General features: G+C 54.7%; 13 protein-coding genes and 1 riboswitch. Of the genes, 3 read left to right on the top strand and 10 right to left on the bottom strand.

The genetic code is table 11. The features are described from left to right. Positions 1–9: 9 nt before the first annotated feature. The 5 genes from VPR01S_RS17775 to VPR01S_RS17755 form a co-directional block, all read right to left on the bottom strand. Positions 10–765, bottom strand: coding sequence for an ABC transporter ATP-binding protein (locus VPR01S_RS17775; RefSeq protein WP_040903056.1), 756 nt, complete (start codon positions 763–765; stop codon positions 10–12). Beyond that, positions 755–1,591: a bifunctional hydroxymethylpyrimidine kinase/phosphomethylpyrimidine kinase gene (gene thiD / locus VPR01S_RS17770; RefSeq protein WP_021706758.1), complete on the bottom strand. Its 837-nt coding sequence runs from the start codon at positions 1,589–1,591 to the stop codon at positions 755–757. The genes VPR01S_RS17775 and thiD overlap by 11 nt, the downstream gene beginning before the upstream one ends. A 101-nt stretch (positions 1,592–1,692) precedes the next feature. Continuing rightward, positions 1,693–1,806: riboswitch (TPP riboswitch) on the bottom strand. A gap of 88 nt (positions 1,807–1,894) precedes the next feature. Next, the gene (gene dkgB / locus VPR01S_RS17765) at positions 1,895–2,698 is read right to left on the bottom strand and encodes a 2,5-didehydrogluconate reductase DkgB (protein ID WP_021706757.1); all 804 of its coding nucleotides are present in this window, start codon (positions 2,696–2,698) and stop codon (positions 1,895–1,897) included. A 108-nt stretch (positions 2,699–2,806) separates the two neighbouring features. Then, positions 2,807–3,796 carry a zinc-binding dehydrogenase gene (locus VPR01S_RS17760; RefSeq protein WP_021706756.1) on the bottom strand — a complete coding sequence of 330 codons (990 nt, stop codon included), beginning with the start codon at positions 3,794–3,796 and terminating at the stop codon, positions 2,807–2,809. Positions 3,797–3,955: 159 nt separating this feature from the next. Then, positions 3,956–4,462, bottom strand: a complete 507-nt coding sequence (locus tag VPR01S_RS17755; protein ID WP_021706755.1) for a lactoylglutathione lyase family protein — start codon at positions 4,460–4,462, stop codon at positions 3,956–3,958. 115 nt (positions 4,463–4,577) lie between these two features. On the opposite strand from VPR01S_RS17755, the gene VPR01S_RS17750 reads away from it, so the two are divergent. Both VPR01S_RS17750 and arfB read left to right on the top strand, forming a co-directional pair. After that, positions 4,578–5,474, top strand: coding sequence for a LysR family transcriptional regulator (locus tag VPR01S_RS17750; protein WP_021706754.1), 897 nt, complete (start codon positions 4,578–4,580; stop codon positions 5,472–5,474). Positions 5,475–5,558: 84 nt separating this feature from the next. Then, positions 5,559–5,981, top strand: coding sequence for an alternative ribosome rescue aminoacyl-tRNA hydrolase ArfB (arfB, locus tag VPR01S_RS17745; RefSeq protein WP_021706753.1), 423 nt, complete (start codon positions 5,559–5,561; stop codon positions 5,979–5,981). On the opposite strand, the gene VPR01S_RS17740 is transcribed toward arfB, so the two are convergent. Next, positions 5,978–6,976 (bottom strand): GlxA family transcriptional regulator, encoded by a 999-nt coding sequence (locus VPR01S_RS17740; RefSeq protein ID WP_021706752.1) that lies wholly within the window; start codon positions 6,974–6,976, stop codon positions 5,978–5,980. The two genes, arfB and VPR01S_RS17740, sit on opposite strands and share 4 nt — an antisense overlap. Positions 6,977–7,110: 134 nt before the next feature. Between VPR01S_RS17740 and VPR01S_RS17735 the strand changes: the two genes are divergently transcribed. Next, on the top strand, positions 7,111–7,884 hold the full coding sequence (locus VPR01S_RS17735) for an MBL fold metallo-hydrolase (protein WP_021706751.1): 774 nt from the start codon (positions 7,111–7,113) through the stop codon (positions 7,882–7,884). 38 nt (positions 7,885–7,922) lie between these two features. Here the strand turns inward: VPR01S_RS17735 and VPR01S_RS17730 are convergent, their stop codons facing one another. From VPR01S_RS17730 to VPR01S_RS17715, 4 genes are all read right to left on the bottom strand, one after another. Further along, entirely contained in the window at positions 7,923–10,196 is a 2,274-nt protein-coding gene (locus tag VPR01S_RS17730) for a glycoside hydrolase (RefSeq protein WP_021706750.1), read from the bottom strand. An 80-nt stretch (positions 10,197–10,276) separates the two neighbouring features. Then, positions 10,277–11,101 (bottom strand): DUF2861 family protein, encoded by an 825-nt coding sequence (locus tag VPR01S_RS17725; protein ID WP_021706749.1) that lies wholly within the window; start codon positions 11,099–11,101, stop codon positions 10,277–10,279. Beyond that, on the bottom strand, positions 11,098–11,748 hold the full coding sequence (locus VPR01S_RS17720) for a response regulator transcription factor (RefSeq protein ID WP_021706748.1): 651 nt from the start codon (positions 11,746–11,748) through the stop codon (positions 11,098–11,100). The genes VPR01S_RS17725 and VPR01S_RS17720 overlap by 4 nt, the downstream gene beginning before the upstream one ends. Next, positions 11,745–13,154, bottom strand: a complete 1,410-nt coding sequence (locus VPR01S_RS17715) for an ATP-binding protein (protein WP_021706747.1) — start codon at positions 13,152–13,154, stop codon at positions 11,745–11,747. Before VPR01S_RS17715 ends, VPR01S_RS17720 begins: the two co-directional genes overlap by 4 nt. Positions 13,155–13,307: the final 153 nt, after the last annotated feature.

Genomic DNA, 13,307 nt, shown 5'->3' with positions numbered 1-13,307 from the left:
TGAGAGACCTCACGCATAGTCTTGCTCCAGAGCCTCAATGATCTGCTGTTGTAACTGCGCACCATCGGCATCCAAGCTGCGTGGTGGCCGGCTCGCAGGTAAGGCCAGAGACTCAGCCTGAGCCGGCATCCCTTGCAGAATATAGAGCTGATGTGCGAGGCGAATGGCTTCGAGTGGATCGTGAGTAATTAGTACTACGGTTTTCCCGCGCAGCAACGTCGCCGCCAGCGTCTGCAACTTGTGGCGGGTAACCGCATCCAAGGCGGAAAACGGTTCATCCATCAACACGACGGGTTGGTCCTGCATTAATGTCCGGGCGAGCGCAACCCGCTGGCGCATCCCACCGGACAGCTGTTGTGGCATGGCCTGTTGATATTCAGCCAGTCCAACAGACCGGAGCAGCGATACCGCCCGCGCTGTGTCCGCCGGGGCCGCCTGGCCAAAACGGCGGCTCAGACAAACGTTGTCGAGTACCGACAACCATGGCATCAACAAATCTTGTTGCGCCATGTAGGCAATTCGACCTTCGAGCGGTTGCCCATCAGACACCGTAAGTTTGCCGCTGACCGCCGCTTGCGCGTGTAAAAGGCCAGCCAGATAGCGCAGCAAGGTGGATTTTCCGCAACCACTTCGACCAAGAATACAGGTCCACTGACTGGCTGGAATGTGCATATCGAAGCCACTCAGCGTCGCGGTATCGCTGTCTTGGTAGCGCAGCGCAAGTTGCTCCAGCGTCACGCCCAACGCCGCCGGCTCAGCGCACATAGCGGTGCCCGTCGAAGAAATGGTGTACCGGCCCATGTCCCTGACCAATGTCAAGCTCATCAGCATGCGCAATCGCCTGAGAAATATACTGTTTACCCAGATGGACCGCTTTGTGCAGAACATTGCCCTGAGCCAGGTACGACGCGATCGCCGATGACAGTGTGCAGCCCGTACCGTGAGTGTTGCGCGTCGCAATGCGTTTGGAGGACAAGCGCTCAACCCGATCAGGTGTGATCAGCAGATCAGTACTCTGGGCGTCTTGCTCCAGATGGCCACCTTTGAGCAAAATGGCACCCGCGCCCAACTGACGTAAGTCGGCGATCATGTGGGTCATATCATCTTCATTGTTCGGGATTGGCCGTCCCGTCAGTGCGGCGCCTTCCGGCAAGTTGGGGGTGATCAGATTCGCCAACGGAAGCAGCAATTGTTTTAGCGTACTGATCGCCGCCTGCTCCAGAAGCAGATCACCACTGGTTGCCACCATCACAGGATCCACCACCAGAAATCGAGGTTGATACTGAAGGATCTTAGCGGTCACCACACGGATGATCTCCGCGTCCGCTAACATACCGACTTTAACCGCCACAACATTGAGATCGCTGAAAACGGCGTCCAGCTGCTGCTCAACGTGTTGTAACGGAACCGGAAAAATGGCCGAAACGCCCAGGGTATTTTGTGAAGTAATCGCGGTAATGGCTGAACAGGCGAAACTGCCGGTCGCCGAAATAGCTTTAATGTCCGCCTGGATACCGGCGCCACCACCACTGTCTGAACCAGCTATGGTCAGGACAATGGGCGTAGATGAAGAGTGTGTGATGTGAGGCATGCTCGCTCCTAAACTGACGTTCGGGAACTGGCACGTGAACAAGGGAGGCGGATCACCGCAGAGCGTATTTACCCTTGAGTAACGTGGACCGCTGCGCCAAGGCAAACGGTGCAATAGTTCCCTACGTCAGTGCTAACTGAATCAGGTTCAACGGGTCTCGCAATGCGATCTCAGCCTGTCATCGTTAAACGACAACGGCCCCCCGACTATTCGATGCTGCTGATAATAGCAACTATTACCGGGAAAGACACAAAAAATCCGGGCCAGGTGCCCGGATTTTCACATTTTTACTGACTTTCAGCTTCAGTCCCACTCAGGGGCAAAGTCTGGATTGGCCAGCCGCTGACCTCGATCCAGTACTGCGATTTGCGCCATATCATCGGCATTCAGCGTAACGGTATCCGATGCCAGATTACTCTCGATATTGGCTTTTTTGGTCGACGATGGAATCGTGACCAGATCCTGTTGCCGCATCCACGCCAGCACCACTTGGGCCGCTGACGCCCCGTGTTTATCGGCAATCGCCAAAATGGTGTCGTCTTTCAGCACTTCACCGTAAGCAAACGGCATATAACCGGTCACCACGACGCCGTGTTGTCGACACCATGCCACAACATCACGGTTTTGCAGATACGGATGCACTTCGACCTGGTTGGTCGCAATTTCGCCTTCACCAACTATTGCGATGGCCTGTGCAAGCTGGGCGTTGGTGAAATTAGACACGCCAATCTGACGCGTCAGTCCAGTGGCTTTGGCCGCTTTAAGTTCGCCCAGATACTCTGCCATTGCCACACCTGAATCTTTGAGTGGCCAGTGGATCAACAACAGGTCAACGTAATCGGTCTGCAACTTGGCCAAACTGTCGCGAACGCTGTCAATAAAGTCGGCTTTAGCCAGATTGTCGATCCAGACTTTGGTGGTAATAAACACCTGATCACGTGCTAGCCCTGAAGCACGGATTGCCTCTCCGACCTGCTGTTCATTGCCGTATATCTGCGCCGTATCAATGTGCCGGTAGCCAGCCTGCAACGCCATCAACACGGAATCGAAGGCCGCCTGCTCGTTGAGTCGAAATGTGCCTGCGCCAAGCATAGGGATGGTATTCATTCACTTTACCTTTGTATTGGGTTGTCCGATGAGGCTTATTATTGTGCCGTGTACTCAATGCGTAAACGGCAAAAATAACAAATCACTTTTGCGCCACAAACAACAATCTCAGTGGGTAATACGCGCCACGACTTTTCCGACCGTGTGCTGCTCACGCAGCGCTTTCAGTGCGGCACCGATCTGCTCCAGCTCAATTACTTTCAGTTCCGGCAGCTGTAGCTCACCCATTTCCAACAGATAAGAGACCGAGCGCCCGGCATCAGTGATGGTTGCCCGGCCCAGTTCACCATTGATGTGGCCTGATCCCAGACTCAGTTGATGGAAACTGAGTCCGTTCTCAAACGCGCCCGGATATTCCGTCGGGTTCACCGTTTTTACTAACTCCACCAGTTCCCCCTCAAATCCGAGGACTGCGGCAGCTATTTTATCGTTGTCCCCACCGACACAATCGAGCGCCACTTCCACCCCTTGTCCGGCAGTGATGGCCATGACCCGCTGCACGACGTCTTCCTGATGGTAGTCAATCACGTCCGTGGCACCGAGCAAACGCACGTAACCGTGATTAGAGGCCGAACTGGTGGTAATGATGGTATGCACGCCAAAAAGCCGCGCCAACTGAATCGCAAAGCTGCCCACACCACCGGCGCCACCGGCAATGAAAATGCTGCTACGTTCAGCAATATTGAGCTTGTCCACCAACGCCCGATAAGCCGTCCAGGCGGCACAGGGAGTAGCCGCGGCCATTTCGGCGCTGATGGCCGGATGCGGCAGCAAGGCGCGTGAGTCCTGCAGGGCATACTGGGCAAATCCTCCATATGCACGGCGCATATCACCGTGATAAAGCACACGTTGCCCAATTCGCCACTCGCTCACCGCCTCACCAACTGCAACAATTTCGCCTGAGACATCCAAGCCGCCGACAAAGTCGTCATTCATGTGACTGACCGTCTGATGCCACAAATGAATTTTAGCATCCACCGGGTTAAGTCCTACCGCGTGTACTTTGACAACCACATCAAATTCACTCTCCGGCACCGGGATCGCCAGTTCCTTAAGAACAAACGAATCCTCGACACGCTGATAGGTTACGGCTTTCATGATGACACTCCTCTGGACATAGTTGCAGCAACCATTGCACTGCGAAATCGTCGACAGGCCGCTGACGCTGCCTGTCTCAAGCCGTTTCCGGCTTGTGGTTTAGCCGGCAGTTTACCCTGACGCGAAATCGTCCGGGGCACCGCTCAATATTTTTAACCACTATGAAGTATAGGCGCCGCTGGCGTAATGCAGCTCGTAACTGTGGCTGTAAATTTCCAGAATGTTGCCAAACGGGTCTTCCATGTAAATCATGCGATAAGGTTTTTCACCTGGGTAGTAGTAACGAGGCGCTTTCATTCGTTTCTTGCCACCTGCGGCAACGATTTTCTCCGCCAGTCCTTCTACATCCGGATCCTGTACACAGAAATGGAATACACCGGTTTTCCAGTACTCGAAGTTGTTGTCCGGGTTTTGCTGATTACTAAACTGGAACAGTTCTACCCCGATGCGGTCACCGGTCGACAAATGTGCGATACGAAAACTTTGCCAGCCTGCACCAAACACGTCGGTACACATTTCTCCGATAGCTGAATCGTCCTCCATGATTTCGGTCGGTTGCATAATGACGTACCAGCCGAGCACTTCGGTGTAAAACTTAACGGCAGCGTCCAGATCCGGCACAGAAATGCCGATATGAGAAAACGTTCTTGGGTATGGATTTGACATAATCACCTCTTCTTGATTGTCGCTTGTTGACTGCCCTCAAGATTAGGGCCGAGGTGGATAAATAAAAAATTATGATTTATTCTTATTTTAATAAAATAAATTTATTAAAATAGTTATGTTGAATCCGCTGTGGCTGAATACGTTCGTCACCCTGCTTGACGTGGGCCATTTCACTAAAACGGCCGAGAAGCTTTACATGACTCAACCCGGAGTCAGCCAGCACATCCGTAAACTGGAAGAAGCCTGTGGCCACGCCCTGATCCTCCGTGACAAGAAAAGTTTCCAACCGACCGAGCAGGGTCGCCTGGTGTACGCCTATGCAAAACGGTGTCAGCAGCAGGAAGCGGCCTTACTCGACAACCTCAGTTTTGACGATCCATTTCGTGGAGACTTTACCCTCGCGTGTTCCGGTTCACTGGCATTACAGATTTACCCGCTACTGCTGGATTTACAATGTAAATATCCTCAACTGATTCCACACGTCGAAGCCGCGCCCAATCAACAGGTTCTCAACGCCGTGCAACAAGGAGAGATCGACCTCGGCATTGTGACTCATTTACCCAATCCGGCGCTGTTCGATGTCGATGTGCTTGGCCACGAGCCTTTGTGCCTGATCGTTCCGGCCAACACCAAGTTCGCAAGCCACGCCGCTCAATCTCTGCAGGACTTGGGGCTTATCCACCACCCCGATGCGGCGCACTATCTGTCGCTCTACTTTACCCATTGCGGTGACCCGGAACTGGCCGCAATGAATATTGACACTATCCCAACCTCGGGTTACATCAATCAACTCAGCCAGATCCTCGTGCCAGTCGCGAAAGGCATTGGCTTTACGGTTCTACCAAAAAGTGCGTTGAACAGCTTCTCTGCCCGCAAGCAGTTGGACGTATATCAGGCGCCTCAGGCGGTACAGGAAACTTTGTATCTGGTGAAAAAACGCCACCGCGCACTGCCGGCACGTTTTCACACCGTTCTCGACGTACTGAAACAAACCATCGCTTACAGCGAGTAACCTGTACGCCCCACAGATCGCCACTCGCAACTTGGCGTTGGCTTGATTAGAATAACCACAGAACACACGACCAACAGCAGGCTTATGCTTAAGATATCCAACACCGTTGAACTGACCGACTGGGAGATTGAACTGTCCGCCATCCGCGCCATGGGCAGTGGTGGCCAGAACGTCAACAAGGTGTCCAGTGCCATCCATCTGCGCTTTGACATCCAGCGCTCGAGGCTGCCCGCGATTTACAAGGAGAAATTGCTCGCCTTGTCTGATTCACGGATCACCAAAGACGGCGTCATCGTGATCAAGGCACAAACGTTCCGTACTCAGGAACAAAACCGCGAAGATGCGCTGAATCGCCTCAGAACTCTGATCTTGTCAGCCATGGTAGTGGAGAAGAAACGTAAACCGACCAAACCAACCCGGAGCTCACAGCGCAAACGGGTGGACGCGAAAAAACGCACTGGTGCGACCAAATCGCTGCGCGGCAAAGTCTCCTACTCATCCTCCTAGTTGACGTGCACTCCCTCGCTCTGAAACGTGCGGCGCCACTCTTTAGGGGTGACAGCAAAGCGCTGTTTAAACTTATCGCGAAACGCAATCACTGAACTGAAGCCGATTTTGTCGGCAATACGTTCAATCGTCAGATCCGTCGACTCCAACAGTTCCTGCGCCAGATGCAGACGCTCAGCCGTCAACCATTGTCCCACTGACATTCCGGTCGCTTTCTGGAACTGGCGGGTAAAAGTCCGCCGGGTCATCATCACCGATTCGGCCAACGCATCCAGACTGTGCGCCTGCTGAATGTCCAGGCGTAAACGGCTCAACAGTTGGTTGATTCGGACGTCTGCGGTTTTCTCCGGGATCGGACGCTCAATAAACTGCGCCTGTCCCCCATCCCGGTGCGGCGGGATCACCATACGTCGAGCCACTTTATTTGCCACAGCGCTGCCATAGAATTTGCGTAACACATACAAACAGCAATCCAATCCGGCAGCAGTGCCTGCCGACGTAATCAAACGCTCACTTTCAACATACAATGAGTTGGTGTCGAGGTGCACCTGAGGAAAGCGACGGGCAAAATCCTGCTCCACTTCCCAGTGCGTCGACGCTTTTTTGCCGTTCAACAGCCCCGCGTAGGCGAGCACATAGGCACCCAGACACAACCCTATCAACATCGCGCCGCGTCGATGGGCGTCTACCAGAGCGTCCAGCAGCGCCGGATTAGGTCGTTCAGTGTGGCTGCGCCAATATGGGATGATGATCACGTCTGCGTGTTGCAGTGTTTCCAGTGCGTCTAAACGGGTGAGCGCCATACCAATTTCCGAACCAATCGGTCCGTCTTCTCCGGCCACAATTGACAGTTCAAATAACGGCTCTCGTACACTGCTGCGACCAAAAATGATGGCCGGGACAGAAAAGTGAAACGGGCTGAAATGGTTGAAGGCAACAATGGCAACCTTAGGCAGTGAGCGTGGAGGTTCCGGTGTCGTGTCGGTAACAAGCATTGGCTTTCTCGGGTGAGTTCTGGTGCCGATCAGTATAGCAACTTTGTCCCGATTTATATCAACAATGTCCTTTGGGACAATGTTTAACAGCGCCGTGACTCAGGATAATGGCGCTAAGTTAACAAGAGGAAGCCATGATGAAATTCACCCAAGTACGCAATGCCACCGTTCAGATTGAATACGCCGGACAACGTTTTCTGGTAGATCCCGTGCTGGCGGATAAAGATGCCTATCCCGGCTTTGAAGGCACACTCAACAGTCACATTCGTTGGCCGACGGTGCCGCTGCCGATGGACAGCGCACAGGTTCTGGACGTTGATGCGATTATTCTCACGCACACGCATGCCGATCATTGGGATGAGGCTGCGATTCAGTCTGTTCCCAAAGACATGCCGCTATTGGTACAGCATGACGCGGATGCCGAGTTGGTGCGGAATGCCGGTTTTCGCAACGTGTCTATTTTAGGGGAGCAAACCCGCTTCGGAGAGGTCACTTTGTCGATCACGACTGGTCAGCACGGCTCCGACGCCACCATGGCGCTGCTTGGTGAGCGCCTCGGCCAGGTGAGTGGCGTGGTGTTTCGTCACCCAAGCGAAAAAACCACCTACCTCGCTGGCGATACCGTCTGGAACTCAGACGTCGAGCACGCCATTGCACGGTATCAACCTCAGGTGATCATTCTCAATGCGGGCGATGCGCAAATTCCGGGGCTTGGCGCGATTATTATGGGCAAGCAAGATACCTTAACCGCCCATCGCGCGGCACCTGAGGCCACCATTATTGCCACACATATGGAAGCGGTAAACCACGCCGTACTCAGCCGCGAAGAATTGCGCGAGTTTGTTACGTCGCATCAGTTGCAACAGAAGATTCTGGTGCCGGATGACGGCGACAGCTACACCCTGTAAACCGGGCAAGCAGAGGCAGGAGGAGACGTGTGCTCCTCTTACCCAGTTTTATGGGGTGGCACGGTCAGCGGCAAACTGCGCCAGCGCAACGTTTTGCCATTACTCAGTTGCGCCAACAGTGTGCCACCAGGCAACACCTCACCCGAGTCCAACTCGTACGCCTTAGCTGAGAAGTTGGCCGTCAGTTGCGAGCCATCACTAAAGCGGGTTTGTTGTACCTGACCAGACGTGTCCAGCCACACAAAATCGACCAACGCCTTATCCCATAACACCTGATGCAGCGGCGCGAATATTTGCTGATAGTGCTGCAATTGACGAATGCGCGGAGAATCTGGGGCACTCGCCTCGTCACGACTTAGATGCACCATTGCTGGCGTGTTGTACAGCATCGCTTGCAGATCCCGCACGGTTTTGACATCGGAAAACTTGAGGCTGTCAGTATGCCAGTGATGAGAGTTGATCACCTCGTCATGGAACACCGCCTGATACAGGGGCACTTTGAACTGAGGAGCAAACAGCAACTCACGGTACATCGGCTTGACCCGCGCTGACTTAAAAAAGAAATCGGGTTTCTCATCCGGATACCAGGCTCCTAAAAAATAGGGCGACTGGCGCTGCGTGGTCATCGCCGGATCCCGCCAGCCAAAGCCCACCGTTTCCATCCCGTGCGCAAACACAATTCCCGTCGTCGTCAGGGCGTTGCCATCTTCAGAGCCCAGGACCACCGGTTCATTCGTCGCCAATGTCGTCATCCGCTGGTTAAACGCCCGCAACATCGCGCTTTCACTGCTTTTGGCGTGGTAATCTTCCCGGGCCATGGCCGTGGCATCCACATCGAGGAACAAACTGTTGAAACGTCCATAGCGCAGCACCTCACGCACCCGGTTTTGTACGTAATCCATCCTGCAGGCAGGATTAAGGTAAAAACCATGGCCGCGAAACCCGGTCTTTTTGCTGCCGTCCGCTATTTCAATCGCGCACTCTCGGCGCATTTCGTCCGGCAGTTGGGCGGTCAGCCAGCTGTCATTCACGCCTTTGTCTATCGCGGTATTATACGAATCGTACACACCGAGCAGATAACCCGCCTGTTTCATCTGATCGACGACCTGTGGCTGATAAAACGCCGGCATCCAGTTATCCAACCCAATCCAGAGTTGGTTAAGTCCGGCTTGTTGCAGCGTCGTAACCATCTTCGATGACAGCCCCTGCCCCCAGCTTGATGGCGGATGAAGATAAGCGCCAGCTTGCTCAGTGAGCCACTGTTTACGCTGCTGCGCCGCCAGATACTGTTCCCGGACTGTACCGTTCTCCGCCGGTGATATCATACGGTTAAGCGCCTGATTGATATCGGCCACCAGCAAGCGGCGATGATAAGCACTCATCCACTGTTGTTCGTGTTTCCGATCGGTCAACTCTTGGCGGACGGTTTCAGACGGATGCAGAATCGGCTGGCGAAAATACCAGTTTTTCAGCCCCCACCAATCGTTCACGTCTTCCTGTGCCAACAGATCACGACCAAACAGGTAGACATGGCTAGCCCCAATGAGCTTCTCTACCAGCGGATTAACGCGCCGTTTGTCCGCCAGAGACTGACGCAGTCCCTGTTGGTCGCGCCAGCGGCGATACGCCTTGGCACCGTCGAGTGCGTGATGGCCCAGAGAGATCGCCAGCGTGAACGGCTGCGTTTGATTAAGCGACGTAAACTGATGCCTGGCAGTCATCCCTAATGTCCCGCCACTCTGCGAGAAAAACAGCTGGTTATTGGTCGGGTGCGTAAGGTGATAACTGATAAACCGTGTGCCCTGTTGAACACTCCAGAACGGCATCTTCAGATCCTGGGTGGTGTTTGACCCAGAATGATGCTCGGTAAGATAGCGAGCCCAGCCAGCATGGCGGATGGGAATGCGCATGCCTTCATCCAGTGGCAGCAGCAGTGTTTGGCTCTGTTGCTGCGCCAGCTCAAACCAGTTCAGCGAAACGGGCTGCGCACGCGCGACTGCACGATCCGGTGGCCAACTGAAACTCAGTTGCAGCGCGTGTTCCAGTGTTGCTGACACCCGCACTCCACTAGGCAGCAACCGCCACTCCGCCTGAGTCGCGCTTTGGCTCAGCATGTCAGCCTGTTGAGGAGTATCATTGATGCTGAGCGCATCCTGATTGACCGAGAGAAGCGCATCTGAAGTCTGTACGCTGATGGCCAGCGTTGCCGGATCAATCTGCCAGGTTTGCTGAGCACGGCTGAGCGTCAGCGCTTTCGTTGGTAAGGCAATGGTTAAGGCAAGTGCCCCAGCGAGTAAAATTTGAATTTTCATCGGGTTCTCCGCGTTATGAACCGCCTGATTAAAGCGGCACTGCGGATCACCAATGTCACCTATATGTCTTTCTTACGAACTCAGTTCACCGGCTGAGTCAGGCGCTGAACCCGATGAATGCGAATCGAGCCCTGGTACTCGCTCTGCATCACACTGACACTTTGCCAGCGCGCCTGCTGGGGTGCGGGAGGAAACACATTTTCCGTATCAGCGGCGACAGGCTGGGCATCAAGTAATTCGAACTGGCGATCAAAATACTGCCATTGGGCCTGAGCGGGGGCACAACCGGAGGTGGTCGATGGCAAATTCAGTGACACACGTTGTGGATCTCGAACATCGGACTCGGCCCAATGGGAAGACTCGGAGGCAGCAATCACCAGCGGCACACTACGCCCATCGATCGTCAGGGCATAGAGCCCCGAAGTAAACGGCGCCAGCAATTCTGCACTTTCCGCTTCCAGATAGTCCTGCTCCCACGACCCACTGCCCACAGGCTCGAATGCGTGCTCAAGCAACACGTTACCTTGTGGATCGCGCAGTGTGATCATGACGGGCCGACGCAACAATTCCACGGCAATTTTGACCTGATGGCCGCGAAAACTCTGGTTGGTTTTATCGATGAACGATACCGTGACAGCGGCTGGCACAGACAGTAACAATGGCAGCGCCTGACCGCACTGAGTACGTGACAGGATGACCTTCTTCACCGCCAGCCAATGCTGCTCATCGATTGAGTGTGACTGCAGCGCCAAGCTGAGTTCATGCCAGGCCAGCAGCGGATGTCCCTGCGCCAACTGCTGGTAGGTATTTCGCAGCAGCGTGGGGGCGAACCAAGCCTCTGACGCCGCGGCAAGGGAGTGCGGGGCTGCCCACATCAGCAATCCGACAAGCGCAATACGTTTCATTGTTCCGCTCCTCTCAGACGGTAGCCGACACCACGCAACGTCTCAATGGCCAAACCGGGCAATTTTTGTCTCAGATGCAGAATGTGATTATCGACGGTTCGCGTGGTTGGAAAACTCTGATAGCCCCAAATTTTATTCAGCAGTTCATCACGGTGATAGACGCGATCGGGATTCTGGAGCAGCAGCACCAGCAACTGAAACTCTTTCGGTTTGAGAGTCACCGCCTGACCGGCTTGCATCACAGCGCGGCGCGCCACATCCACTTCCAGATCCGCGTAACGAATCTGGCTACTGCCCACCGAGCGCAGTTGCACTTGTATGCGCGCCAGCAGCTCTTCATGGGCAAACGGTTTGAGCACGTAATCATTGGCACCGGCCTGCAGCCCTTCAACGCGCTGACCGACCTCCACCCGGGCCGTCAGGATGATCACCGGCACGGCTTTGCGCATCAGCCAGTGCGGCAGCAGGCGCAGGCTATCGCCATCTCTCAATTGACGATCCAGGATCACCAGATCCGCACCATACCAGTGCTGGTCGACGTTTTCGCTGCCCGTTAACCACTGGCACTGATATCCCTGCCGGATCAGATAGTCACGCAGACCAGCTCCCAGCAGGTTATCGTCTTCAATCAACAGAATCGTTTTCATAACGGCAGTTCCAGAATACAACGGGTCGGACGGCGACGGACAGTCAGTTGCCCGCCCATACGGATCATCAGCCGTTTGACTAACTGCAAGCCCACCCCCATGTTGTCAGACGTCACGGGACGGCGGCGCCACAAACGTCGCCATTTGGGTGCGAAGTCCCCACAGTCAGAGACTTCAATTCGCAGCGTTCGCAACACCGACACGTCCACTTGCACTGGCTCGGCGCCGTGCTGTAGTGCATTTTTCACCAAGTTAACCACACATAACCCCAACCAGTAATACGGCAAGGACACCAGTTTGTCTTGCTCAATGTGCAGGTCGACCGGATAGCCTTGCAGGCAGTGGTCGAAAAAGTCTGACAGCCAGGCTTCATGACACCTGAACGCGTCATCGTCCTCCGGGCTGAGATAACCACGGCTGGTATCAGCCAACTGCGCTAAGCGCTGATGATCCGCCATCAGACGCCAAAGCGCCTCCTGCCCTTCGGCCGACATAGTGTCAAATTGTTCACGCAGCGCGTCTACCGTCAAACCGAGGCTGGCGATCGGCGTACGCAGCTCATGAGTGAGCAGTTGCAACACAAAACGCCGCTCGCGAATATGTTGGTAACGCACCCACAACGCACGCAGCAGCAATAAAGCCACCAGCGCCAGACTGACACTCAGCGCTGCCGACAACCATATGACCTCCGTACTCACCTGAGTCAGACACAAGTTGCCATAGCGGTAGTCACACCCGGACTGAGCGCGGCTGAGCTTCAACCCGAGTTGGTCTGCCAGAGGTCGCCAGTCTTCGGCATGCACTGCACGCCACCCGTCGTCACTGCTCAGCCACAATTGTTGCGACGGCGCCAGATAGGCGCGATATCCGCGCAGCAGTGCATCAACGCCTTCACGTCCGGGGTCTTGCCATAAATGATGCAAAGGATGGCGGACGCTGGCCAGCGTCAGTTGTCCGACGTGCCGGGCTGCAAAAGTGGCCTGCTCATCCGGCTTCAAACGCGCTAAATAGCGCTCAGCATAACTGCCACCGGCGGGATGGCGCCAGTCTGGGGAGCGAAACCATTCTTCGGTTAGCGGCGTTTTGCGGCACAGTGCCCGCTCAAATTCAACCGCACGGCTCAAGATCGCGGGCCACGGTTCGGTGTACTGACAGGTTTGTGCCAGCTGATGGAGACGTTCAATCATCGGCCAGTCGAAACGTGAAAAGTCCGGGTACTGGCTGTCACTGGATAACACATCGTCAGCATAGTCCCCCAGTTGATACGCAGCCACCTCACTTATCGCCGGCAACACCAGCGCCTGCTGATAGAAGCGCTGCCATTGTTGCAACGGTGCATCGGCGGCGTGAATCTGCGGCGGCGCCATCAGAACAATCAGGGGGAGCAGTACACGTGCAGCGGACATTGGTAATTAAAATTGGGTGAAAGATGAGCTCATCGTAGCGCCAATCAGCGCAGAAGTGTAACCTCAATGTCAACAAACCGAGTCCCGGCGCTCCTTAGTCAAACGGCCGAAATGAAAAAAGGGAGCGACCGCTCCCTTTGCTTTCTCCCGATA

This window comes from Vibrio proteolyticus NBRC 13287 (genome assembly GCF_000467125.1).
Taxonomy (GTDB): domain Bacteria; phylum Pseudomonadota; class Gammaproteobacteria; order Enterobacterales; family Vibrionaceae; genus Vibrio; species Vibrio proteolyticus.
This window is presented reverse-complemented; position numbering and strand designations above follow the sequence as displayed.